Origin of the sequence: Gordonibacter massiliensis (ex Traore et al. 2017), assembly GCF_019731765.1 — a bacterium.
Taxonomy (GTDB): domain Bacteria; phylum Actinomycetota; class Coriobacteriia; order Coriobacteriales; family Eggerthellaceae; genus Gordonibacter; species Gordonibacter massiliensis.
Map to the genome: position 1 here is coordinate 1 of NZ_JAASIO010000001.1, position 23,327 is coordinate 23,327.

Sequence of the window (23,327 nt, forward strand, 5' to 3'; positions counted from 1 at the left end):
CATGCAACAGTCCAGTGGACTGTTGCACTCCCGAGCACGCGGAGCGGGCGCAGGGAGGCGTCGCGAAGCGATGAGCGACGCAAGCCGCCGGAGTCGAAGGATCCCGTGCGGCGCCAGCAGCAAGCGCTTTCGGCTGGTGCCGCACGGGATCCTTCGACTCCGCGCTGGCGCGCTCCGCTCAGGATGACAGGTTGGCAGGTCTCGCCTAGTCGTCCATTTCCAGCGCGCGGGCCAAGATCTGCATGCGGGCCTCCACGTCCTCGATGATGCGGCTGCAGTCCTTCAGCTCGTCACGCGAATCGATGCCCTCCACCTCGCTCACGGCCTTGTACTTCAGGTCGTGCTCGAGGCTGGCCCAAAAGTCCATGGCGATGGTGCGCAGCTGCACCTCCACGGGTATGAGCTCCTTGTTGTCCAGGAAGTACACGGGGATGCGCACGATGACGTGCAGGCTGCGGTAGCCGTTGGGCTTGGGATTGGCGATGTAGTCCTTCACCGTGACGATGGTGAGGTCGTCCTGCTTGCGCAGAAGTTCCAGCAGGTTGTACACGTCGTGGATGTACGAGCAGATCACGCGCACGCCCGCGATGTCCATGATGTAGCGCTCCATGTTCTCGAGCGTGGGTTCCTTGCCGTAGCGCCCCAGCTTCTCGAAGATGCTCGCCGGCTTCTTGATGCGCGACTCCACGTGGTGGATGGGGTTACGGTGCTTCTTCAGGTTGAGGTCCTGGTCGAGTATCTCGAAACGCACTTCCATCTCGCGCATGGCGGCCTGGTACTTCTGGATGATCTCGCGCGTCTTCGCCTCCATGTCCTTGAGGCGGGTGAGCTCGTCGATGGGCTCGCGCAAATCGTCGGTGACGCTGAAGGGAGGGCGCTCGTCCGTCTCCTCCTGCGCCTCCCCCACGACAAGGCGATGGTCGAACGGCGGCTGCTGCGATGCGTCTGGCATGGTGTAGGCTCCTTGGCAATGATGGCAGTGCTCCGATTCATGATAACGCCCCGCAGGTGCAGGGCGCAGACCCCCTGCGCAATCTCGCGCAAATCACCAGATGCCTTAAGCGGGCGCGACGCAGCAGACGTTGCGGACGCGGCGATGCGGGCGGTGCGTTGCCCGACGGCACCGGCTTCCCTCCGCTCCCTCGCCCTGTGGTATGCTGCTCGCGGGGACGACCGCCGGCACGCCGGCGCGAGGGAGGGATTCGCAATGTACCGCATCAAGGAGTTCGCGGCGATGACGGGGTTGCCGCCGTCGAAGATCAGGTTCTACGAGAAGCACGGCCTTCTGGCCACGCGCCGCGAGGAGAACGGCTACCGCGTGTTCTCGCCCGAGGACGCGTTCCGCTCGAACGCGTTCCGCGTGCTGCTGCAGTACGGGTTCACCGTGGAGCAGGCCGTGGCCATGCTCGACGCCGAGCAGGGCACCGACGAGTTCAAGCGCTCGCTGGAAGACCAGCAGGCGAAGCTGCTGCGCGAAGCCGACCTGCTGCGCTACCGCCTGGCGAAGATCGACAGTGCGCTCGAGCTGATAGACGGAGGCGGCCAGGCCGCGTTCACGCTCATGGACGCGCCGGACCAGGTGTACGTGAGCGCGTCGAAGGGGCGCGATTTCGGCGTGTCGGTGGACAACGAGCGCGAGATCGCGCTGTTCTACGATCTGCTGAGCATCACCAGCTGCGCGCGCATCATCGCCAAACGCGACTTCGAAGCGCCCGGCGACGCGCTCGACCCCAGCTACGTCATAACCATGCCCGAGAGCGAGGCGCATCGACTGGAGGGCGTCGACCCGGCGCACCTCGGACATCTGTGCCTGGGGAAATGCGTCCGGTTCCGCCGGCGCGTGACGCGGGCCGAAAGCGTGCGCAAGGAGACGTTCGCCGACCTGTTCGCCTATTTGGACGATCACGGCTACGAGCTGCGCGGCGACACGATACTGTTCCCGTCGTTTTTGAACCTCGACGGCAACGGCAGCGACATCGAGACGCTGTTCGTGCCCGTGCGGTAGGGACAGGCACGCCCCGTAGGGCAAGGGCTCTGTCCTTGCCGTTCAACAAGCAGTGTTGTCGCAGGTAGCCGGCGAGGAGAGCCCTTGCCCTACGGGGAGGCCACCGAAAACACATGGTTTTGCGCCGCTTGAGGACGGCCTTCCGTTGGATCGTTCGGAACGCGCGCTGCCCCGCCGACGGAGGGAAGAGGAGAGTCGGCGGGGCAGCGCTTGGAGGGGAGGCCGCGCCGCCTTGGCGAAAAGGGCGGCGGGGCCTATGAGAGTTGTCTTACCGGGAGGAAACGCCTACGCCTTGAGGGCGGCCACGGCCTCTTCGGCGGCGATGTAGCCGGAGTCGATGCACAGGCCGTAGCAGTAGCCGGGGATGTCGTAGTAGGGCGAATAGTACAGGCTGCCCGCGTCGGTGCCGGCCGCGTACAGGCCGGGGATGGGATCGTTCGTCTCGGCCGCCAGCACGCGGCAGCAGTCGTCGATGCGCACGCCGCCGAACGTGCTCCATGCGCTGGGCTCGTTCTCGGTCACGTAGAACGGCGGCGTGGCCACGGGCGACAGGTACCAGGGGTTCGCGCCGAACTCGGCGTCGACGCCGGCGGCGCAGTACTCGTTGTACTGGGCCACCGTTTCCGGCAGCTCGTCGAGCCCGAAGTGCTCGGCCAGCTCTTCCAGCGAGTCGGCCTTGAAGCACCAGCCCTCCTTCACGCCCTCCTCGATGTCGGCGGGCAGGTTCGTGAGGATGCGGTCCTTGAAGTAGTTGCCGATGAACCACGTTTCCTCGGTGGCGCCCTTGGCCGTGGTGTAGTTGTACAGGCCCTCGGTGGTCATGGCGTCCACGTAGGCCTGATCGACCACGGCGTACCACGGCGAGTTCTTGAGGATCTGCTCGGAGCCGTAGCTCATGGGGTAGTCGCACAACAGGCCCTCGTTGATGAAGCGCTTGCCCTCGGCGTCGACCAGCAGGCAGCCGTACAGGCCGAACTTGAACGCGGTGTTCTGGTCGAACTTGTCCTGCTTGGCCGGGCGCGTGGCGTCGGCATGCGTTCCGCCGTACTCGCAGGGGCAATAGCCGTACGTCTTCTCCAGCGCGGCGCCGATCTTCTCGGCCGCGAGGATGGTGTCGCCGGTGCAGATGGAGTCGCCGCCGCGCGCCACGTTGAGCTTGCGCGTGTGCAGGAAGCGCTCCTGCAAATCGCGGTTGCCCAGGTAGCCGCCCGCCGCCAAAATGACGGCCTTGGCGTTGAAGGCGATGTTCTTCTTGTCCTTCTCCACGGCGTTCACGCCGGTGACGGCGCCGTCGTCGCCCGTGACCAGCGAAACGAGCGCGGTGGAGAAGCGCACCTCCACGTTGTTGGCGGCCAGCGCCTCCTCCCACAGCGTCGCGCGTTCGTCGGACGCGTTCATGATGGCGTGGAAGCCGCCCTTCTCGCCCATGAACGGCGTTTCGAAGCGGAAGTTCTTCTCCTCGAACGTGTAGCCGATCTCCTCGAGCTGGGCCACGGCGTCGGCCGACGTCTCCAGGCAGCGGCGCATGAGAGCCGGATTCGGCGTCCAGTGCGAGTAGTTCATGACGTGGGTGAACGCGTCGTCGACGGTGAGCGTGGTGCCGCCGGGCTTGTTCTGCAGCACGTCGGTGCCCACGGCGAACGGGCCGGATACGTAGATGCCGTTCGGGGCGGCCATGTTCTCGCCCTTCTCCAGCACCACCACCTTCGCTCCGCCCTTGGCCGCGCGCAGCGCCGCCATGAAGCCGGCCGCGCCGCAACCCACGACCACCACGTCGGCGTCCACCGTCTCCTCGGCTGCGAACGGCTTGTCGTCGGACGCCTGCGCGCCGGCAGCCGCGTCGGCTTCCTTGCCGCCGTTCTGCTGCGGCGCGCACGCCGCGAGCGCGCCCGCCGAGGCGATGCCGAGCGCCGACAGCGCCGCGCCCTTCAAGAACCCGCGACGGTCGATGCCGCGCTTCGGCGCCGTCTCCGCGGCCGCCTCGACGGCGACCTGCTCGATCTCGTTCGTCTGGATTCCCTCGTTGCCCTGCTTTTCCATGATGAGCCTCCCTTTCCCCTTGTGGTTGAAAAGCTGCTCTCACGGTAAGGCCTGAACCATGTCGAAGGTCAAGGGTTTTGGGGGGAACGCTAGCCGCGATGCACCTGAATGCGGTTCTTTCCCATTCGTTTCGCCTGATAGAGGGCCTCGTCGGCTTTAACGAACACATCGCGGTAGGTTTGGTCGTCCATGCGGGTGGCGTAGACGCCAATGCTGATGGACGGCGCGTGGTCCAAGCCCGGCACCGCCGTGGAGGATATCTGGTTTCGCACCCGCTCGAGCTTGCGCAGCACCACATCGAGGTCGATCTGCTTGAGCAGCATCACGAACTCGTCGCCTCCCACGCGTCCCAAAACATCGCTTTCGCGGAAGTTCGCGCGCAGCACGGAACCTACCGTGTGCAGCAGCGCGTCGCCCTCCATGTGGCCGCTGCTGTCGTTCACCAGCTTGAAGTCGTCTATGTCCAGCACGACGCACACGCTATGGCCCCGCACATCGGAGTCCGCCAGCGCGGCCGTGATCAAATCCTGCGTTGCCGCATGGTTGCTCAGGCCCGTGGTTGCGTCGTATTCGGCGCGGTAGCGGAGCTCGCGCTCGTCGTCGATGTTCTCGATGAGCCCCACCAGATGCCAAGCCCCCGCCTCGTCGTGCGCCACGAACAGGTTGGCACGATACCACGCGAAGCCGCGCCCGTAATAGTCGGCGCGGTACTCCACGCTCACCTTGTCCGCGCCGCTGCGGGCATCCTCGAACATTTGGCGCACGTCGTCCAAACTGTCGGGATGGATCACCTCGCTGCGCGAGCTGGCGAGGGTCTCCAAGTAACGGGGTATGATCTGGGCCTCGGTGCCGTTGCCCGTCAGGTCGATGTACAGCAGCACCGTGTCGGTGTCGGAGTCGTAGTCGAAGCTGATCTTGTGGGTCATCTCGCTGAGCAGGCGATAGCGCTCGTCCTGCCACGCCTGCTTGCGGCCTTCGGTCGCCATGCGCTCCGTCACGTCCTTGTTGCAGCACAGCAGGCTGGCATCGGAAACCCGGACGAACGTGCTCTGGCACCATCTGACCTCTTCGTCCGTGCTCACCTTGTAGGTGCAGGTGGACGGCTTTCTTCCATCGCCCTTCCAGCATTCTTCGGCGGTCTTGCGCAGCCCGGCCCGCTCCACGGCATCGGGAAGGCATCGCATCCACCGGCCGAACGCCTCGTCGAGCGGAAGCACGGCGCCACTCGCGTCGGGGCGCTTGGAGGAGTACAGCATGCGGTACTGGTTGCCCTGGTGGTTGAATTCGAATATCTCGTCGTACACCGAGCAGAGCACCTTCGCGTAGCGTTGCAGGTCGCGTTCGTGGCGCTGCTGCTGTTTGTCCGACACGTCGATGAACGCGCTCTGCACGAGCGGCGATCCCTCCGTCATCGCCTCGAGCGCCGAAGTCCCCTCGATCCATCCGACCGACCCGTCGCGCCGATAGTAGCGATACAGGAAATCGACGGGAGGGGCCCCGTTCGTGAGCATCGCTATCGTCTCGCGATGCCGGGGAACGTCGTCTTTGTAGATGGGCACGAGCGCGTCGCCGTCGGACAGCGCGAGGTACTCTTCCATCGACTCGTACCCCATGATGTCGCAGGCCTTGCTGTTGATGGACACGATGCGGGGATGCGCGTCGGCCGTGTAACGCACGATACCGCAGGGGATGGCGTCGTAAAGGCGCCGCTGGGCTTCGTTCTGCGTGCGAAGCCTGAGCTCGTTGCTCTTCTCGGCCGTTACGTCGATGGCCACGACCACCACGAAGAAGGCGTCCTCGTCGCGGTACACCACCGATGCCGACAAGTGCGCCCAACGATGCCCCTCCGTCCGGTGCTTCACGCGCACCGTGCACGACGCGCCCCGGTCTCCGGAGCGCAGCCTTTCCAGCGCGGCTTCGACAAGGGGCCGGTCGTCTTCGAGCACGACGGCAGCCGTGCCGGACTTCGCCCAGCTCAGGTATTCCTCGCGCGTGCAGCCGGCGAGCTCCGCGGCCGCATCGCTGAAGTCGAGCACGCGGGGGCCGTCTTCGTCCACCTCGTAGAACAGCAGCCCTCCCGGTATAGAGCTCGTCGTGGCCGCCAGCCGGTCGCGCAGCGCCTGCTCTTTGGTGGCCTCCTCCCCCATGAGGTACAGGATGCACGTGTCGCCCATCCGCGACAGCAGACGGAAGCGAAGGCGCACCCAACGGCCGATGCCCCGCCCGCTGTGGTAATGGAATTCGCACGCAGCGTCCGGCTCGCCATCCTTTGCACGGCGCAATGCCACGCATAGCGCATCGCGATCCTCGCGGGAAAGCACGGAGACGAGGTCCTTGCGCAGAAGGGCGGCGGTCTCGTCGTTTTCGGCTATGTCCAACAGCTCCGCGAACTCGTCGTTCAGGCGCACCAGCTCCAGCGAGCGACCGTCGTACTCCGCAATGGCCGCGGCGCCCACGTAGCCGTTGAATATGAGGGCCAGCTGGGATTCGGCGTCCCAGAACTCCGTCACGTCCTCCCGCAGCATTTCGGCGCGCGGGCGGTCGACGTCTTCGGCGTCCAGCTCGTCGAACAGGCTTTCGAACGCGGCGCGGTCCACGGGTTTCGAGAACAGGTAGCCCTGCATGTACTCGCAGCCCACGCTGGCCAGATACGCGGCCTGCTGGCGCGTTTCGACGCCCTCGGCGATGGTGGGCAGGTCGAGCCAACGCGCCATGCGCACGACGGAGGCGAGGATGAGGCCGCCGCGCGCGCCGGCATGCGCGTCGAGAAAGCCCATGTCGAGCTTCAGCACGTCGACCGGCACGTCCTTCAGCGTGTTGAGCGACGAGTAGCCGCTGCCGAAGTCGTCCATCTCCACGGTGAAGCCGGCCGCGCGCAGCTTCGTGACGACGTCGATAAGCTGTTCGGGGGCCTCCATGTAGGCGCTCTCGGTGATCTCCAGGTGCAGCAGGTCGGGGGGAACGTCGTAGCGCTCGACCAGGCCTGTGAGGTACGGGCACAGGTCGGAGCAGTAGATGTCGGCGCGCGACAAGTTCACGGACAGGCGCGGCACGCGCTGCACGCCGCGTTCGTCTATCCAGGCGCGCAGACAGCGGCACGCCTGGTCCCACATGTAGAAGTCGAACGTGGCTATGAGCCCGTTGCGCTCGAACACGGGGATGAATTCCATAGGGCCCAACAAACCCTTTACGGGATGGTTCCACCGGGCCAGAACCTCCGCCCCCACCATGCGCCCCGTGGCATAGCGGTACTGAGGCTGGAAGAACGGCACGAACTGGCCGTTTTCCAGGGCCACGATCATCTCCCCGGCAAGCTCCTGCTCCTTGAGCACCGAAGAGCGAAGGCCCTCGTCGTAAAGCACGTACTTGCTTCCCACGTAGCCGCTTTTTGCGGAGCGAAGCGCGAGCAGCGCGCGGTCGCACATGAGGCTGACGTCGAGCGAGGGGTCGTCGACGGCGTACAGCCCCAAGCGCACGAAGAACGTGAAGTCGTCGCGATAGGACGAGAACCATTCGTCGAACCGGGCGAGCAGCGCATCGGGATCGAACGAAGAGCTCGGACAGCAGCACACGAAATGGTCGGCGCGCAACCGGGCGGCCACCGCTCCCGAAGGCATCACGTCGCGTATCATGCCGCCGATATCCGAGAGCAGCCGATCGCCCATCGCCGTGCCGAACAGGTCGTTGTACACCTTGAAGCGATCGATGTCCCCGTATACGAGCACGTACTGCTCACCGGGATGGCTGTCCAAGAGGGTGCGGACCCGCTTGCCGAACCCGTTTCTGCTCAGCAGCCCCGAGAGCGCATCATGATCGGAAGACGAGGCTGGGAGCCCCCCCCCCCGCCTTCTTCTTTTGTCGACGAGCCTTTTGCGATTCCAAGTTCCCATGCAGGACGCATCGCCCTCCTCGCCTTCTCGCTCGACTTGCATACCTGATGTCGGAGGTACAGTTTAGCGCTTATGGGAGGGCAGCGCCATCAATACGACCTGCAAAGATTCGTTTAATCGCCCGGCGGGCCCTCCCCTAGCGGCCCGGTGCGGACCGCTCGGGACGCTCGAGCTCCTTGGCCTGGCGCCACAGGGCCTCGCGCCCGTCGGGGCCCATCTCTTCGAGAGAGACGCCCTGGGCCCACGCCGCCCCTTCCATGAACGACCAACGACGGCGGAACTTTCCGCAGGTGGAGCGCAGCGCGTTCTCGGCATCCACGCCCATGCGGCGACCCACGTTCACCAACGCGAACAGCACGTCGCCGAACTCGTCCTTCACGTTGGCCACCGCCCGCTCGGCCGCATCGGCGTCACCTTCCGCCACGCCGGCGTCCACTTTGCCGTTGGCCGCCTTCGGAGCTTCCGCGTACGCCTCCTGCAACTCGTGCACCTCTTCGCGCACCTTGTCCCACACGTCGTCGAGCGCGTCCCACTCGAACCCGGCGGCTGCGGCTTTCCGCGAGATCTTCTGCGCCTGCATGAGCGCCGGGAAGCTCGTGGGCACCCCGTCGAGCAGGCCTTTCGGCGCAGCAGTGCCGACGTTGTCCGCCGCAGCGCCCTTCGTCGCCGAGGCAGCGCCTTCTTCCGCAGGCGTTGCGTCCGTGGAAGGGGCTGCTTCTGCGCCCGCGGCGCGCTCGGCCATCTTCACCTGGTCCCACAGGTCGAGCACCTCGGAGGCGTTGTCGGCGCGGGCCTCGCCGAACACGTGGGGATGGCGGCGGATCATCTTCGCGTTCACGTCGGCGCACACGTCGTCGATGTCGAACGCACCCTCATCGGCCGCTATCTGGCTTTGCAGCACCACCTGCAACAGCACGTCGCCCAGCTCTTCGCGCAGATGCGCCGGGTCGTTCGACTCGATGGCGTCCACGGCCTCGTAGGCTTCCTCTATCATGTTGTGCGCGATGCTCTGGTGCGTTTGCGCCTGGTCCCACGGGCATCCGTCGGGCGCGCGCAAGGCCGCGATAGTGGCCACGAAGTCGTCGAAGGCGGGATGGTCGGTGGGCGCGATGCGCTCGTGCTCGGTCGCCATGGGTGCTTCCTTTCAGCCGATGGTCTGCAAGCAGTATACCGCTCGACACCGCAGGCGCGAGCGAATGCGCTACACTCGTCACGGTACGAACGCGAAGCGCGCGGCGCGAACCGGAGCACTGTAGGATTCCCTACAAGAGGCGAAAGGCAGCGGGCAATGGACAAGCGAGGGTTGACACGGAGCCGAAAGGCGGCAGGCGTCGCGGCGCGCGTCGCCGTGGCGCTCGTGTTCGCCATCAACGTGCAGTGCGCGGTGTCGTTCGTGCTGCGGCCCGAGGCGTACGCGGGCGGTTTCGAGCTGGCCGGCGTGCCGGGCGCGGCCGCAGTGCGCGGGCTGGGCGTGGCCTTCCTCATGTGGAACGCCACCTATCCCGCCGTCATCGCGAATCCGCGTCGTTTCCGCTCGCTGTACGCGGTGGTGCTGGCGCAGCAGTGCGTGGGGTTGATCGGCGAGGCGTGGATACGCTGCTCGCTGCCTGCCGGCCATGCAGCGCTCTCGGCCTCCATCGAGCGCTTCATCGCCTTCGACGCCGCCGGGCTCGCGCTCATGGCGGCGGCGTTCGTATGGATGCTGCTGGTCGATCGGCGCTGCGCGCGATCAACCGACGGCGGGCGCCCATAGCCTTGGGCTCTTGGTCCTCGAAACCCCGTCCGTAAGCCAGCCCTCGTCTGCGGTGCCGCATCATCGATTTCCCGTTCTCAGGTTTTCGCTTAAGAAGGCCGTCGGGGCTTTTGCACGGTATACTGGGGAGTCGTTCGCAACGGGACTATCGAGGAGCAAAGCACATGACCGAGAACGCTACGATCGCGCCGACGCTTTCGCCGGCGGCGCTCGCGCAGATACGCGCGTTCCAGCAAAACGAGGTGACAGAAGCCGCGGTGTACCGCCGCATCGCCGCGCGCACGAAGGACGAGGGCAACCGCACCACGCTTCTGCGCATCGCCGACGAGGAGGCGAAGCACGCGGGCATCTGGCAGCGCTACACCGGCCAGGAGATGCGCCCCCAGCGCGGCAAAGTGCGCCGCTACGCGCTCATCGCGCTCGTATTCGGCTTCACGTTCGCCGTCAAGCTCATGGAGAAGGGCGAGCAAAAGGCCCAGATATCGTACGAGGAGCTGGCGAAGGAAGCGCCGGAAGCGCTCGAAATCCGCGATGACGAGGAAGCGCACGAGAAGGCGCTGCTGGACATGCTGGACGAGGAGCGCCTGTCGTACGTGGGCAGCATGGTGCTGGGCATGAACGACGCCATGGTGGAGATGACCGGCACGCTGGCGGGCCTCACGCTGGCCATGCAGAACACGCGCCTCATCGCGCTGTCGGGCCTGATCACCGGCATTGCGGCCACCTTGTCGATGGCGTCGAGCGAGTACCTGTCGTCCAAGAGCGAGGGCCGCTCCGACGCGCTCAAGTCGGCCACGTACACGGGCATCGCCTACGTGGTGACGGTGGCGCTGCTCATCTTGCCGTACCTGCTGTTCGACGAGTCGCACTATCTATGGGCCATGGGCACCATGGTGGTCATCGTGCTGCTGATTTTGGTGGTGTTCAACTACTACATATCGGTGGCGCAGGACCTGCCGTTCAAGAAGCGCTTCGGCCAGATGGCCGGCATCAGCCTGGGCGTGGCGGCGCTGTCGTTCGTCATCGGCATCTTGGTGAAGCAGTTCCTGGGCGTGGACATCTAAATAGGTCCCAAAAGGGGCAGGCACCTTTTGGGACCTATTGCCTTACGAAAGGATTGCGGCCAAATCGTCCTCGGGAGTGCTGATGGGGCGCACGTCGAACTCGCGCACCAGCACGTCCAGCACGCCGGGGGACACGAACGCGGGCAGCGTCGGGCCCAGGTAGATGCCGCGGATGCCCAGGTGCAGCAGCGTGAGCAGGATGCTCACGGCCTTCTGCTCGTACCATGACAGCACCAGCGTGAGCGGCAGGTCGTTCACCTCGCACTCGAACGCCTCGGCCAGCGCCACGGCCACGCGGATGGCGCCGTACGCGTCGTTGCACTGCCCCATGTCCATGAGACGCGGCAAACCGGCGATGGTTCCCAAGTCCAGATCGTTGAAGCGGTACTTGCCGCACGCCAGCGTCAGGATGATGCTGTCATCGGGCGCTTGTTGCACGAAGTCGCGGAAGTAGCTGCGCCCCGGACGCGCGCCGTCGCAGCCTCCCACGAGGAAGAAGCGGCTGATGGCACCCTGTTTCACCGCGTCGACCACCGTATCGGCTGCGCCGAGGACGGCGCCGTGCCCGAAGCCCGTGGTGAGCGTGCCCGACGCATCGCCCGCAGCCGCGCAGCCGCCCTTGCCGTCGCTCTCGCCCGACTCGCCCTCGGTGGCGCCGAACGCGTGCGGCTCGGCGTAGCCGCCCAGCTCCAGCGCGCGCTCGATGAGCGGCGCGAAGTCCTTGCCGCCGTCCCCGTCTGCGCCGATGCGCGTTGCGCCGGGGTACGCCACGGGACCCGTGGTGAATACGCGGTCGGCGTAGGAGGCCGCCGGCGGCATGAGGCAGTTCGTAGTGAACAGGATGGGCGCGGGCAGGTCGGCGAACTCGACGCGCTGGTTCTGCCAGGCCGTTCCCAGGTTGCCTTTGAGGTGGGCGTAGCGCTTCAGCTCGGGGTAGGCGTGCGCGGGAAGCAGCTCGCCGTGGGTGTAGACGTTCACGCCGCGGCCCTGCGTCTGGTCGAGCAGCAGCTTGAGGTCGTGCAGATCGTGACCCGAGATCACGATGAAGGGGCCGACCTCCACCGTGCGCGCCACCGCCGTGGGCTCGGGCGTGCCGAACGTCTCGGTGTTCGCCTGGTCGAGCAGCTCCATGCAGCGCAGGTTCACCTCGCCCACCTTGAGCGACAGCGGCAGCAGCACGTCGGCGTCCGCCTCGGCGTCGGCCAGCGCGGCCAGGCCCTCGTGCAGGAAGGACGACACCGCATCGTCGCGATAGCCGAGCGCCGCCGCATGGTAGGCGTAGGCCGCCAGCCCGCGCAAGCCGAACAGCACGAGCGACTTGAGCGAGCGCACGTCCTCCGGCGCGTTCCACAGCAGGTCGAGATCGTAGTCGGGTGCGGCGTCCACGCCACCGGCCCCTGCGGCCTTATCGCGTACAGCGCGCACGCGCCCGACGAGGTCGCGCAGGTCGGCATCGTCGAAATCAACATTGGTGAGCGTGGCGAACAGGCCCTCCATCGCCAGATCGTCCGCCGCGCGCCGAGCGTCCCCGCCGGTGCCGGCCGCACGCACCGTCTGCGCAAGGCCCACGAGCGCGCCCGTCACCTCGTCCTGCAGGCGTGCCGTGCCCGCCTGCTTGCCGCACGCGCCTGCCGCACCGGTGCACCCGGAGCATCCCGCCGTCTGCTCGCACTGGAAGCAGAACATCGTCATCGTCTCGTTCATGATCGTCCTCTCTCGCGCTCTCATCCGTATGCCGTCGTTCAAAGGGCGGGGCTGCATCGAACGCGCCGCTCCGCCGGACCTGTAGGGCAAGGGCTCTGCCCTTGCCGCCCGACAAGGCACGTTTTCGCAGGTCGCTGGCAAGGGCAGAGCCCTTGCCCTACCGCGCGATCGCGAAGAGCGTACGTTGGCGACTTTTGATACAGCCCCGTTTTCCCGAACGGCCGCCGCACGCGCCGTCGCTTGCCTTGCGGGGCTCACTCTACGATAATGGGTTCGTTGTTTCCGTTGTATATACAACAAAGGAGTACGAATGGACGGCCACCTGCCTCTCATTGCGCGCTCGCCGCTGTTCCGCGGCATCGAGCCCGACGAGATCGAGGCCATGCTGGGCTGCCTGGACGTGCGGCAGCGGCACATACCCAAAGGCGATGCGCTGCTGCGCGTGGGCGACGTGACCACGTCCATGGGTCTGGTGCTGGAAGGATCGGTGCGCCTGGAGCGCGAGGACTACTGGGGCAACCGCGCGATCTTGGCGTCGTTCGGCCCCGGCCAGTCGTTCGCCGAGGTGTACGCCTGCGAACCCGACCTCCCCCTCGACATCAACGTGGTGGCGGCCGAGGACGCCCTTGTCATGCTCATGGACCTGCGCCGCATCACCACCATGTGCCCTTCCTCGTGCGCGTTCCACGCGCGGCTCATCCGCAACCTGCTGGGATGCGTGGCCCGGCGCACGCACGCGCTCACCCGCAAGATCGAGCACACGTCAAAGCGCACAACGCGCGCCAAACTGCTCTCGTACCTGTCCGACCAGGCGAAAGCCGCCGGATCGAACCGTTTCTCCATCCCGTTCGATCGCCAGGAGCTGGCCGACTACCTGTCCGTTGACCGCAGCGCCATGTGCGCCGAACTGTCGCGCATGAGAAAAGAAGGTATCATGGACTATCGGAAAAACGAATTCGAGCTCAAGGAGGGAAGCGCGCTATGATCGATCCTCGAAAAGCGGCACTCATCATCATCGACATGCAGAACGGGTTCATCGACCCGGCATCGGCGCTGTGCGTGGAGGGGGCGGCGGCCACGGTGCCGGCATGCTCGCGCGCGCTCGACCGGGCGCGCAGTTTGGGTATGCCCGTGTTCCACGTGGTGCGCGAGTACGCCGAAGACGGCTCAGACGTGGAAGCGGTGCGCCATGACGCGTGGCGCGACGGCGGACGGCCCGTGTCGCGGGCCTGCGCGAACCCGCATTCGCTGGACGAGCCCGCGCCGCTCGCCCCGCAACCCGGCGACCGCGTGATCGTGAAGCCGCGGTTCTCGGCGTTCTTCAACACGAACCTCGACAACGTGCTGCGCCGCTTGGACGTGGGCACGGTGGTGCTCACCGGCACGACCACGCCGAACTGCATCCGCACCACCTGCTACGACGCGCTCTCGCTCGACTACAACGTGGCCGTCATCGAAGATTGCACCTCATCGCGCACGCCCGCCGTGCAGGCTGCGAACATCGAGGACATGGCCCACATCGGCGCGCAGATGATCACCTGCGAGGAGTTCTGCAAACGCGGCTTGGACAACGTGCGCGACGTGTCTGCCGAGGTGGCGGCCGCCGTGCGGGGGCTGCGCCCGTGATCGTGCGCGTGGACACGCTGGACGACCCGCGGCTCGATGCGTACGCGCGGCTCACGGACGTGCAGCTGCGCAGCAGGCTGGAGCCCGAGAAGGGGCTGTTCATCGCCGAGTCGGGCAACGTGATCGAGCGCGCCCTCGAAGCCGGCATGCAGCCGCTGTCGCTGCTCATGGAGGAGAAATGGCTGGACGCCCTGCGGCCCGTCATCGAGCGCGCGGCCGCCGCGAACCCCGACGCGCCCGTGTTCGTCGCCCCGCGCGCCGAGCTGGCGAAGCTCACGGGTTTCGAGCTGACGCGCGGGGCGCTCGCGGCGTTCCGACGCCCCGCGCTGCCGAGCGTGGCCGACGTCGTGCGCGACGCCCGCCGCGTCGCCGTGCTGGAGAACGTGACGAACCACACGAACGTGGGCGCCATCTTCCGGTCGGCGGCGGCGCTCGGCATGGACGCCGTGCTGGTGACGCCCTCGTGCTACGACCCGCTGTACCGCCGCGCCGTGCGCGTGTCCATGGGAACGGTGTTCCAGATCCCCTGGACGCGCATCGGCGAGGACGGCGAGTGCACCGACCCCCGCAAGGCCACGAGCGGCGCATGGGCGACGGCGGGCATCCCCCTACTGCGCGAGCTGGGTTTCGCCACGGCCGCGTTCGCGCTGTCCGACGACTCCGTGTCGCTGGACGACCCGCGGCTGGCGGCCGAGGAGCGCTTGGCCCTCGTGTTCGGCACCGAGGGCGACGGCCTCTCCCCCGTCACCATCTCCGGCTGCGATTACACCGTGCGCATTCCCATGCAGCATGGCGTGGACTCCCTGAACGTGGCCGCCGCCAGCGCCGTAGCCTTCTGGGCGCTGCGACGCTAGCGACAAAACTGCAAAACCCTTCTATATTCCTTGCTGTTGCGTCGAAACCGGCACGCCTTTCGCATAGCCTTTGATAGCGACCCGGCACTATCCGGCTCGAACGGGTTTACGTGAATGCCGGTGCAGCGGCGTGCCGTATGCGTACTGGCACGAATTTACCGTTATGAACGATTTTCTTTGCTTGCTTTATCACTGTCCTCCTGTAATCCCAGGTCAGATTTTTTGATCAGCACAAGAATCGTTCATAACGGTAAATTCGTGCCAAGGCAAGCCGCATCCGCTGTTAAACCGCCATCGACACTACGCAAGCCAACGAGTTGTCATCCTGAGCGAGTGGAGCGAGTCGAAGGATCCCGTGCGGCGCCAGCCGGATGCGCCCCGGCTGGCGCCGCACGGGATCCCTCGACTCCGTCGGCTCGCGCCGCCTCCGCTCAGGATGACAACCTGGCCGGGTGCATGCCAATATTGGTTTATCAGCGGAAAGCCGCAAAGCGGATATTCGTATTTCCCGTTGGGCGCCTATCGTCCGAGCAGTTCCCGATGCAACCTCATGTTGACACGCGTGAATTCGGGATCTTTGTACCGAAGCCTCTTCCCAACCCGCTCGGCGATCACGTGCGCGATCCCGTTCAACGAGCCGCCGTGATCGATCTGCTGCTTCGTAACCGAAAGCGACGTGATCCCCATGGACACCAGCGCATCTCGGCGCATCGAGTCCTTCGCCATGCGCTCCACTTCGACATGGTCGCCGCCATCGTACTCAACGTCGAGCCGGGCCTCCGGCCAGTAAAGATCGCAGACGAGGTAGGTTCTGCCTGCAATGCGCCGCTCCCTTTTTCCTAAGTCGACTCGACAATTCATTGGGGCATCGGTATACCGTATCCTCCCATTCGATACGGCAGGCACAACAGCATAGCCAGCGCGGTTTCCCGCGGCGATGCCGAATTGTTCGCGACATAGCGCAGAGCGTAGCTCGCGTTCTTTTTTCCGTGCATAGGGCCAAGGCTCGCCAAGAATGCATCCAGTCGGTCGACGGTAGTCAACGGCGCACACTCCCGCACGTCACCGTTGGTCGTGTCGTAGGTGCCGCACAACTCGAAGCCTAGTTGGATGAGTTTCTCGATCCCCCACACGGCGGCCATTTGAACGAAGCACAACTCAGGCGAGCATACGCAAAAGCCGTTTTGCGTGTCGAGGACGGACCCGACGGGGAGCGCTGCACTTTCCACATGGCAGACCACCTCGCTCGATGTTCGACGCACGGAGTCCTTCGACACGAGCACGTGGAGAGGGCGCGCAAGCCACCACGGGCCGGGCTCGGCAAGTCCCCCTTTCCGGGGCGGCTCGTCAAGATAGAGTCTTGGATCGTCGACGGCAAGGAAGCTTCGCGAGCCGACGCGCACTGATCTCCAGTATTCCAACGCGGATATGTGGCACAGAACCGGTTTCATGCTCTCATATTATATTACCTACATTGTCAGTTATCTTTGCATTGGCACAAAAGGATGGTTATGAACGATTTTTCGCTAAAGCGAAAAATCTGACCTGCAGTTTTTTCAGAATATACCATCAGATATCATTGAAAATCGTTCATAACCGTTATTTTGCGCCAAAGCCCTCACACTCCGCTGTTAAACCACCGTTGACATGCACCCAACCAGGTTGTCATCCTGAGCGGAGGCGGCGCGAGCCGCCGCAGTCGAAGGATCCCGTGCAGCGACAGCAGCAAGCGCTTTCGGTTGGCACCGCACGGGATCCTTCGACTCGCTTTGCTCGCTCAGGATGACAATGCGTTGGCTTGCGGAATGTCAATGCTGGTTTAACAGCGGACCTCACGCCGGTGTGCGAATGGCCGGCAACGCATATCTGCGCGGAGTCGCAGTTTAATGCGGAACGCCGGACTGTTAACAGGGCAGCACGGCGAGACGCACTGGCGGGATCAACGGCGAGCCTCATGATGGCATAGAGACCAGCCGGAAAACGCGGACGACGGCGAGCCTGAGACCACGCCCGCGCGAAGGGCGCAGAAACGAAACCGCACGCACACGCAAGGCCCTGCAAAGCCGGCTCATAGCCATACCTTCATCCTACAGCGAGTCGTCGGAGGCGTGGCCGGTGTGGTTCACGCTCTTGGCCAGGGGGTTCTCCTTCAGGGTGAGCATGAGGAGGAAGCCCACGACAAGCAAGGGCACCACGTACAGGAAGATGGGCACGAGGGCGTCGGAGTAAGCGGTGGTGATGATGTCGCGCGCGGGGCCGCTCAAGTGGTCGATGAACTCCGGCGTGATGCGGTTCATGCTAATGTTGTCCGTTCGGGGCAGCTGCGCGGCCAGATCCGCCGCCAACCGCGACGTGAACAGCGCGCCCACGAGCGACGCGCCCAGCGTGGAGCCGATCTGGCGGAAGAAGTTGTTCGCCGCCGTAGCCGTGCCCACGATGGCGTGCGGAAACTCGTTCTGCACGATGAGCACGAGAATCTGCTGGCCGAGCCCGATGCCGAAGCCCAGCACGAACAGGAACACGCCCGTCACGAGCAGCGACGTGTCCGGCGTCAGGCGCGACAGCAGCACGAAGCCTACGGCCGCCACGGCGCAGCTGGCGATGGGCATCCACTTGTAGCGGCCCGTCTTCGTGGCCAGGAAGCCCGTGCCCACGGCCGTGATCAGCACGCCGGCCATCATGGGGAACGTCATGAGCCCGGCCTGCTCGGGCGCGAGACCGTCCACGATCTGGAAGTACGTGGGCAGATACGACACCGTGCCCATCATGCCCAGCATGATGAACATTCCCGTGACGGTGCACACCACGAAGTTGCGGTTCTTGAACAGAAGCAGGGGGATGATGGGCTCGGCCGCGCGCCGCTCCACGAGCACGAACACCACGGCCGCCACCAGGAACAGCGCGAACAGGCCGAGGATCTGCCACGACAACCACGGGAACAGCGTGCCGCCCCACGCGGTGGCCAGCACGAGCGACGACACCGACACGGCCATGGCCATCATGCCGCCCACGTCCACCGGCGGCCGATCCTGGCGACGCTCGGGATTCGTGAGGAAGAACGCCACGGCCCCGATGGCCAGGAGCGCCAGCGGGATGTTGAACGCGAACAGCCAGCGCCAGCCCGTCACCTGCACGAACCAGCCGCCCAGCAGCGGCCCCACCACGGTGGATACCGCGAACACCGAGCCCATGACGCCCATGTACTTGCCACGCTGCCGCGGCGGGATGATGTCGGCGATGGTGGCCTGCGCCAAGATGATGAGGCCGCCGCCTCCCAGCCCCTCCACGGCGCGCCCCGCGATGAGCCCGTCCATGCTGGGCGCGAGCCCGCAGGTGGCCGACCCCACGATGAAGACGGACAGCGCCACGATGAACAGGTACTTGCGTCCAAACAGGTCGCCCAGCTTGCCGTAGATGGGCATCATGATGGTGGAGGCCAGGATGTAGGCCGTCGTCACCCACTGCATGTGGTCGACGCCGCCCAGGTCGCCCACGATGGTGGGCAGCGCCGTGGCCGTGACCGTCTCGGACAGCGTGGACACGAACATGGCCAGCAGCAAGCCCGCGAACACGGCTGCCACGCCGCGCTTGCGCTCGGGCTTGGGCTCGGCAGCCGGCACGCCGCCTTGGCGGGCGGACGCCGCCGCGAGCTCGCTGGCGCGGGCGGCCGCGGCGCGCTCGGGTGCGGACAGGGAGGCCGACGACGGACTGGCGGCTTCGGATCTGCCGGCAGCCGCGTGCTCGTCGCGCACCTTCCCACCAGGCGCGTTCCCGCCGGAAGCGCTGCTCCCATCAGCCGCTTTGCCAGCCGGTCTACCGCTCGCCCGCTCCGTTTCCGCCGCCTCGCGCACGCGCGCCTCGTCAGCCGCCGTGCCGCCCGTTCGATCCACGCCTTCCATAGCCGCTCCTTCGCCGTTGCATACCTGCCGTCAAGTATCGGCGAAACGGTTGGCTTGGCGCGCCGCACCCTACATTGGAAAACGCGCCGTCAGCGTTTCGAGAACGGAAGGACAAGGCCCTTGCGGCGAAAGCGCCTGCGCGAGCCGAAGGCGCGCAGCCGAAGGATCTTCGGCAACGGAAGGCAACCTGCGCTGAGGATCCTTCGACTGCGCGCTACGCGCTCCGCTCGGGATGGCAAAAAAAGGGGGCGCGGCCCCTTGCGTCCGCTCGGGATGACAAGAGGAGACCCGCCCCGTTGCGTCCGCTCAGGATGGCAAGAGGAGACCCGCCCCGTTGCGTCCGCTCGGGATGACAGGGGGCGCGCTGCTGCAGCGAGCCTCTTACCGGTCGATCTCCTCGCGCGGGTCGTGCAGGTCGTTCGGCGGAACGCGCACTTCGTTCCAGCCCATCTGCTTGAGGGCGTCGGCGGTGCGCCAGGGCGGCGTGACGTCGTCGTGCCTCGCGCAGTAGCACAGCGCCTCCACCACGGTGATGGCGTGCATGAGGTCGGCCATGGTGTCCACGTCGGGGATAGGCGGCAGGTACAGCGCGGGAAGCCCCTGCTCGCGCGCCTTGGCGATGTAGGCAGGCAGCACGGTGAGCCCTTCGGCGTTGTAGAACACGCCCGCGTGGTCGAAGTCCGTCTCGCGGGTCCAGCCGATCACCGACACGCCCATCTCCTGGTCGGGCGCAAGCACGATGCCGCCGCCCGGCATACCGTCCAAGCGGTGCAGCGCGTCGAACCCGGCTATGACGTCGGCTTTCGTAAGCGCCGGCATGTCGGCGCCCATGGACAGCACGGCGTCGGCGCCGCGCTCGAACGCCTGCGCGAACGCATGGTTGTAGTGCTCGTCGAAGCTGGAGCCCTCGTCGGCGATGAACGTGATGGGGCGCGGCCACGCGCCCGCCTTGTGGTACAAATCGCGCATGACCTCGACGTTCGACGCCGGCGTCGTGGATATGATCAGCTCGTACACGTCGAGCACGCCTTCGGCTTCGGCGCGTTCGGCCGACCGCGCCTCAAGGTCGGCCATCGCCGCGCAGCAGATCTCCGTCACGTCGAACAGCATGCAATGGTACAGCGCGGAAGCCACCTCGGGCGTGAACACGCCGTCCTTGAGCGTGGTCAGGCGCGTTTTCACCAGACCCGGCACCGGCGGCTTGCTGAACAGCACCAGCGCATTCTTGCGTTCCCTCAAACCTTCCTCCTTGTTGCTCTCGGCAGACGCCGTCGCGTGCGGAACCGCCGCGCACGGCTCACATCGTGCGCTCCCCCGCGGCCCCGCACATCCTGTGCTACTTGGCGATGAGCACCGGCACCTTCGCGCCGTTCACCACCTTGTGGCTGACGCTGCCCATGTACTCCTTGAGCCCGCTCAAGCCGCGATTGCCGATGACCACGAGGTCGTAGGCGCGCTGCTCGGTGAGCTTGATGATCTCCGTCGCCGGGTTCACGCCCGTCAACAGCAGCGTTTCGGTGCGCGCGGCGACGTCGTCGCTCATGTCGCCCTCCATCTTGGCAAGCACGTCCTCGCCGTCGGAGATCATCATGTCCAGGATCTCCTTGAAACTCGCCGTCTGCGATTCGTCCAGCAGCGGGATGGGAACCACGTACACCAGGTCGAGATGCATGTCGGGAGCGGGAGCCGCCAGGGCCTCCGCCACTTCGAGCGCGCGCTTGGCACCCTCGGATTCGTCTACGGCCACGAGCACCTTGTTGATTTTCATGTCGCGCTCCTTTCGCGCGCGCCCCGTTCGAACGCGCTTGTCGCCTGCGAGCTTCCTTCACCTACCAGTATAAAGGTTTTCGCGGGCCGCGCGAGCCGTTGTTCGAAGGCGGTTGATTCGGCTGGACGATGAGCCCGTCCGCCGCTGCCCGCATCGCGGTTTGCCAACGATTCGGTTATGGCACGACGCACACCCGGTCCTGCAGGCAGGCAAAAACGGCTGCGGGCGTAGGATGGCGCTATTGGACATGATAGGCGAAGCGCCTTGCAGCGACGCGGCGGGAGAACCGCCCGACACCGCACGCACGATCAGCGTCGTTCGATGCGCAGGAGCAAGGCAAACCCGAGGAAAGGAAGAACCATGGACCAGGTGGACGCGGCGATCATCGGATTCGGAGCAGCGGGCAAGCCGCTGGCGTTGGACTTGGCGAACGCGGGGCTCACCGTGGCCGTTATCGAGCGGTCGAGCCGCATGTACGGCGGCGCATGCGTCAACACGGCCTGCCTTCCCTCGAAGATGCTCGTGCACGCGGCCGCCGAAAGCGCGTTTCAAGGAGGAGAGTTCCCCGAGCGCTCCGAGCGCTACGAAGCCGCGGTCGACGAGAAGAACGCCGCCACGGCGCGCCTGCGCGAGCGGAGCTACCGCGCGCTCGCCGACAACCCGCGCATCGAGGTCGTCGACGGTGAGGCGTCCTTCGAGGACGCAACCCACCTGATCGTGAAAACGGACGACGGGGAGCGCCGTATCGAAGCCGCCCGCACGTTCATCGACACCGGCTCTGTGCCCGCGCTGCCCGACATTCCGGGCGCGGACGGCAAGCGCGTGTACACGAGCGAAACGCTGCTGGACGTGAAAGTGCTGCCCGAGCGCGTGGTCGTGGTGGGCGCGGGCTATGTGGGACTGGAGTTCGCGTCGCTGTTCGCCGATTTCGGCGTGGACGTGACGGTGCTGCAGGGCGGCGAGGAGCTTTTGCCCCACGAAGACCGCGACGTGGCACGCGCCGTGCGCGAGAACTTCGAGCAGCGCGGCATCCGCCTTGCGCTGGGGGCGCACGTGAAGAGCATCGACGACGACGTGGCCCAGGTGCTCGTGGTGGCCGACATCGACGGCAAGGAGGAACGCATCCCCGGCGATTTCGCACTCGTTGCCACCGGGCGCAGGCCTGCAACGGCCGATCTGAACCTGGATGCAGCCGGGGTGAAAACGGACGAGCGCGGAGCCGTCGTCACCGACGAGCACCTGCGCACCACCGCACCGAACATCTGGGCCTTGGGCGACGCGACGGAGGCAAGGCAGTTCACCTACATCTCGTATGACGACTACCGCGTAGCGGCTTCGGACGTGCTGGGCGACGGCAGCCGCACGCGCGACGACCGAGGCGCCGTGCCGTCGTGCATTTTCGCCAACCCGCCCTTCGCCCGCGTGGGACTCACCGAGCAGGATGCGCGCGACCAGGGCTTCGACGTGGTCACCGCCGTGCTCGAAGCCAAGGACATGCCGAAAGCTCCGCTGCTGGGCAAGCAGGCGCTGCTTATGAAAGCCGTGGTGGACAACGCCACCGGCCGCGTGCTCGGCGTGCACTTGTACTGCTCGGACGCGCCCGAGATCGTGAACCTGGCGAAATTCGCCTTGGACGAGGGCCTCACCGCCGCCGATCTGCGCGATGCCGTGTTCACGCACCCCACCCTCACCGAGGAGCTGAACAACCTGTTCGCCAAGGTGGCGAAGTAAGCGCCGATCCTCCGCAGCAGCCGCGGCCAAACGCGCCGCGCCGACCGTGCGACCCGCAGGCTTCCGCGGGCCGCACGGTCTTTTCTTTCGAGAATCATCCCTTTTCTCCTTGACAGCGTTAACTGTACGCACTATTGTTACAGTCAGTAATTGTACCTATTGCGATTACATTTAGAATGCGACCGGAGAAAGGGGCGGATATGCGAGCCGACGGCAGGAAAAGGAAAGCGTTAGCCGCTGCAGCCGCTACGGTGGCCTTGGCGGCGGTGCTCGGATTGTCCGCGTGCGCGAACACCGCACCGAGCGAGGGAACAAGCACGTCGGGCGATGGAGGCGGCAGCGCGATGAGCGGGTCCGGCTCGGACGGCGGCATGACGGGCGGTTCGAGCAACGGCATGATGGAAGGCTCGAACATGGCCGGCAAGAGCGACGCCGCGAACGCCTACCGCAAGATCACGGCCGAGGAGGGCAAGGCCCTCATAGACCAGGGCGGCGTCACCGTCGTCGACGTGCGCACGCCCCAAGAGTACGCCGACGGCCACGTGCCCGGCGCCATCAACATCCCGAACGAGGACATAGGATCGACGCCGCCGTCCGAGCTGAACAGCCTGGACGACAAGCTCGTGGTGTACTGCCGCACCGGCGTGCGCAGCAAGCAGGCCTCCGACAAGCTGGTGTCCATGGGCTTCACCGACGTGAACGACATGGGCGGCATCGTGGACTGGCCCTACGACACCGTGACCGGCAACGCCCCCAACGGATCCTAGCGGCCCATCCCCCCTGCGCGAAGCATCCGTTTTCGAGCATTCGCGGGAGGGGTTCGGGGGAGCGCGCCGCCACGACCGAACTCGTAGTTGTGTGGGCAAACGCAACCTCAACGAGTCGCGCCACGTCGGCGCGCTCCCCCGAACCCCTCCCGCGCTCTCGACGCTTCCCGCATCCTGTCCGAACCCCTTTGCACCCCGTTCGCACTCCCCTCTCGAAAGGAGCCAT

18 protein-coding genes are annotated in these 23,327 nt (G+C 65.9%); 8 read left to right on the forward strand and 10 right to left on the reverse strand.

Annotated elements, in window-relative coordinates; genetic code table 11:
• Window positions 1-205 precede the first annotated feature (205 nt).
• Window positions 206-952, reverse strand: coding sequence for a GTP pyrophosphokinase (locus tag HCH03_RS00005; RefSeq protein WP_080143957.1), 747 nt, complete (start codon window positions 950-952; stop codon window positions 206-208).
• A 255-nt stretch (window positions 953-1,207) separates the two neighbouring features.
• Between HCH03_RS00005 and HCH03_RS00010 the strand changes: the two genes are divergently transcribed.
• On the forward strand, window positions 1,208-2,005 hold the full coding sequence (locus HCH03_RS00010) for a MerR family transcriptional regulator (RefSeq protein WP_221687876.1): 798 nt from the start codon (window positions 1,208-1,210) through the stop codon (window positions 2,003-2,005).
• A gap of 285 nt (window positions 2,006-2,290) precedes the next feature.
• Here the strand turns inward: HCH03_RS00010 and HCH03_RS00015 are convergent, their stop codons facing one another.
• The 3 genes from HCH03_RS00015 to mazG form a co-directional block, all read right to left on the reverse strand.
• Complete coding sequence (locus HCH03_RS00015; RefSeq protein WP_221687877.1) at window positions 2,291-4,045, reverse strand: FAD-dependent oxidoreductase; 1,755 nt, start codon at window positions 4,043-4,045, stop codon at window positions 2,291-2,293.
• A gap of 89 nt (window positions 4,046-4,134) precedes the next feature.
• A complete protein-coding gene (locus HCH03_RS00020; protein ID WP_368042392.1) occupies window positions 4,135-7,977 on the reverse strand; it encodes an EAL domain-containing protein in 3,843 nt (1,280 codons plus the stop codon).
• A 94-nt stretch (window positions 7,978-8,071) separates the two neighbouring features.
• Complete coding sequence (gene mazG / locus HCH03_RS00025) at window positions 8,072-9,067, reverse strand: nucleoside triphosphate pyrophosphohydrolase (RefSeq protein ID WP_221687879.1); 996 nt, start codon at window positions 9,065-9,067, stop codon at window positions 8,072-8,074.
• Between the two features lie 156 nt (window positions 9,068-9,223).
• On the opposite strand from mazG, the gene HCH03_RS00030 reads away from it, so the two are divergent.
• Together HCH03_RS00030 and HCH03_RS00035 are read left to right on the forward strand one after the other, a co-directional pair.
• Window positions 9,224-9,688 carry a hypothetical protein gene (locus HCH03_RS00030; protein WP_221687880.1) on the forward strand — a complete coding sequence of 155 codons (465 nt, stop codon included), beginning with the start codon at window positions 9,224-9,226 and terminating at the stop codon, window positions 9,686-9,688.
• A 164-nt stretch (window positions 9,689-9,852) separates the two neighbouring features.
• Window positions 9,853-10,752, forward strand: coding sequence for a VIT1/CCC1 transporter family protein (locus HCH03_RS00035; protein WP_221687881.1), 900 nt, complete (start codon window positions 9,853-9,855; stop codon window positions 10,750-10,752).
• Window positions 10,753-10,794: 42 nt separating this feature from the next.
• On the opposite strand, the gene hcp is transcribed toward HCH03_RS00035, so the two are convergent.
• Window positions 10,795-12,456: a hydroxylamine reductase gene (gene hcp / locus HCH03_RS00040; protein WP_246599399.1), complete on the reverse strand. Its 1,662-nt coding sequence runs from the start codon at window positions 12,454-12,456 to the stop codon at window positions 10,795-10,797.
• A 310-nt stretch (window positions 12,457-12,766) separates the two neighbouring features.
• Between hcp and HCH03_RS00045 the strand changes: the two genes are divergently transcribed.
• The 3 genes from HCH03_RS00045 to HCH03_RS00055 are packed head-to-tail and all read left to right on the forward strand — an operon-like array spanning window position 12,767 to window position 14,936.
• Window positions 12,767-13,441 (forward strand): Crp/Fnr family transcriptional regulator, encoded by a 675-nt coding sequence (locus HCH03_RS00045; RefSeq protein ID WP_221687882.1) that lies wholly within the window; start codon window positions 12,767-12,769, stop codon window positions 13,439-13,441.
• Complete coding sequence (locus HCH03_RS00050) at window positions 13,438-14,082, forward strand: cysteine hydrolase family protein (RefSeq protein ID WP_221687883.1); 645 nt, start codon at window positions 13,438-13,440, stop codon at window positions 14,080-14,082. Before HCH03_RS00045 ends, HCH03_RS00050 begins: the two co-directional genes overlap by 4 nt.
• Window positions 14,079-14,936 carry a TrmH family RNA methyltransferase gene (locus HCH03_RS00055; protein WP_221687884.1) on the forward strand — a complete coding sequence of 286 codons (858 nt, stop codon included), beginning with the start codon at window positions 14,079-14,081 and terminating at the stop codon, window positions 14,934-14,936. The genes HCH03_RS00050 and HCH03_RS00055 overlap by 4 nt, the downstream gene beginning before the upstream one ends.
• A gap of 519 nt (window positions 14,937-15,455) precedes the next feature.
• Here HCH03_RS00055 and HCH03_RS16205 read toward each other — a convergent pair.
• The 5 genes from HCH03_RS16205 to HCH03_RS00075 form a co-directional block, all read right to left on the reverse strand.
• The gene (locus tag HCH03_RS16205) at window positions 15,456-15,797 is read right to left on the reverse strand and encodes a DUF559 domain-containing protein (protein WP_246599515.1); all 342 of its coding nucleotides are present in this window, start codon (window positions 15,795-15,797) and stop codon (window positions 15,456-15,458) included.
• The gene (locus HCH03_RS16210) at window positions 15,794-16,387 is read right to left on the reverse strand and encodes a hypothetical protein (protein ID WP_246599638.1); all 594 of its coding nucleotides are present in this window, start codon (window positions 16,385-16,387) and stop codon (window positions 15,794-15,796) included. The genes HCH03_RS16205 and HCH03_RS16210 overlap by 4 nt, the downstream gene beginning before the upstream one ends.
• Window positions 16,388-17,023: 636 nt before the next feature.
• Entirely contained in the window at window positions 17,024-18,835 is a 1,812-nt protein-coding gene (locus HCH03_RS00065) for an MDR family MFS transporter (protein WP_221687886.1), read from the reverse strand.
• A 381-nt stretch (window positions 18,836-19,216) separates the two neighbouring features.
• On the reverse strand, window positions 19,217-20,074 hold the full coding sequence (locus tag HCH03_RS00070) for a TIGR04282 family arsenosugar biosynthesis glycosyltransferase (protein ID WP_221687887.1): 858 nt from the start codon (window positions 20,072-20,074) through the stop codon (window positions 19,217-19,219).
• Between the two features lie 97 nt (window positions 20,075-20,171).
• Window positions 20,172-20,603, reverse strand: coding sequence for a universal stress protein (locus tag HCH03_RS00075; protein ID WP_080143970.1), 432 nt, complete (start codon window positions 20,601-20,603; stop codon window positions 20,172-20,174).
• 360 nt (window positions 20,604-20,963) lie between these two features.
• On the opposite strand from HCH03_RS00075, the gene HCH03_RS00080 reads away from it, so the two are divergent.
• On the forward strand, window positions 20,964-22,334 hold the full coding sequence (locus HCH03_RS00080) for a dihydrolipoyl dehydrogenase family protein (protein ID WP_221687888.1): 1,371 nt from the start codon (window positions 20,964-20,966) through the stop codon (window positions 22,332-22,334).
• 200 nt (window positions 22,335-22,534) lie between these two features.
• Window positions 22,535-23,101, forward strand: coding sequence for a rhodanese-like domain-containing protein (locus HCH03_RS00085; RefSeq protein WP_221687889.1), 567 nt, complete (start codon window positions 22,535-22,537; stop codon window positions 23,099-23,101).
• Window positions 23,102-23,327: the final 226 nt, after the last annotated feature.

Excerpts from the sequence above, each read along its gene's own strand:
- HCH03_RS00005 (WP_080143957.1), bottom strand. The coding sequence starts at position 952 with ATGCCAGACGCATCGCAGCAGCCGCCGTTCGACCATCGCCTTGTCGTG.
- HCH03_RS00010 (WP_221687876.1), top strand. The coding sequence starts at position 1,208 with ATGTACCGCATCAAGGAGTTCGCGGCGATGACGGGGTTGCCGCCGTCG.
- HCH03_RS00015 (WP_221687877.1), bottom strand. The coding sequence starts at position 4,045 with ATGGAAAAGCAGGGCAACGAGGGAATCCAGACGAACGAGATCGAGCAG.
- HCH03_RS00020 (WP_368042392.1), bottom strand. The coding sequence starts at position 7,977 with ATGCAAGTCGAGCGAGAAGGCGAGGAGGGCGATGCGTCCTGCATGGGA.
- mazG (WP_221687879.1), bottom strand. The coding sequence starts at position 9,067 with ATGGCGACCGAGCACGAGCGCATCGCGCCCACCGACCATCCCGCCTTC.
- HCH03_RS00030 (WP_221687880.1), top strand. The coding sequence starts at position 9,224 with ATGGACAAGCGAGGGTTGACACGGAGCCGAAAGGCGGCAGGCGTCGCG.
- HCH03_RS00035 (WP_221687881.1), top strand. The coding sequence starts at position 9,853 with ATGACCGAGAACGCTACGATCGCGCCGACGCTTTCGCCGGCGGCGCTC.
- hcp (WP_246599399.1), bottom strand. The coding sequence starts at position 12,456 with ATGAACGAGACGATGACGATGTTCTGCTTCCAGTGCGAGCAGACGGCG.
- HCH03_RS00045 (WP_221687882.1), top strand. The coding sequence starts at position 12,767 with ATGGACGGCCACCTGCCTCTCATTGCGCGCTCGCCGCTGTTCCGCGGC.
- HCH03_RS00050 (WP_221687883.1), top strand. The coding sequence starts at position 13,438 with ATGATCGATCCTCGAAAAGCGGCACTCATCATCATCGACATGCAGAAC.
- HCH03_RS16205 (WP_246599515.1), bottom strand. The coding sequence starts at position 15,797 with ATGAATTGTCGAGTCGACTTAGGAAAAAGGGAGCGGCGCATTGCAGGC.
- HCH03_RS16210 (WP_246599638.1), bottom strand. The coding sequence starts at position 16,387 with ATGAAACCGGTTCTGTGCCACATATCCGCGTTGGAATACTGGAGATCA.
- HCH03_RS00065 (WP_221687886.1), bottom strand. The coding sequence starts at position 18,835 with ATGGAAGGCGTGGATCGAACGGGCGGCACGGCGGCTGACGAGGCGCGC.
- HCH03_RS00075 (WP_080143970.1), bottom strand. The coding sequence starts at position 20,603 with ATGAAAATCAACAAGGTGCTCGTGGCCGTAGACGAATCCGAGGGTGCC.
- HCH03_RS00080 (WP_221687888.1), top strand. The coding sequence starts at position 20,964 with ATGGACCAGGTGGACGCGGCGATCATCGGATTCGGAGCAGCGGGCAAG.
- HCH03_RS00085 (WP_221687889.1), top strand. The coding sequence starts at position 22,535 with ATGCGAGCCGACGGCAGGAAAAGGAAAGCGTTAGCCGCTGCAGCCGCT.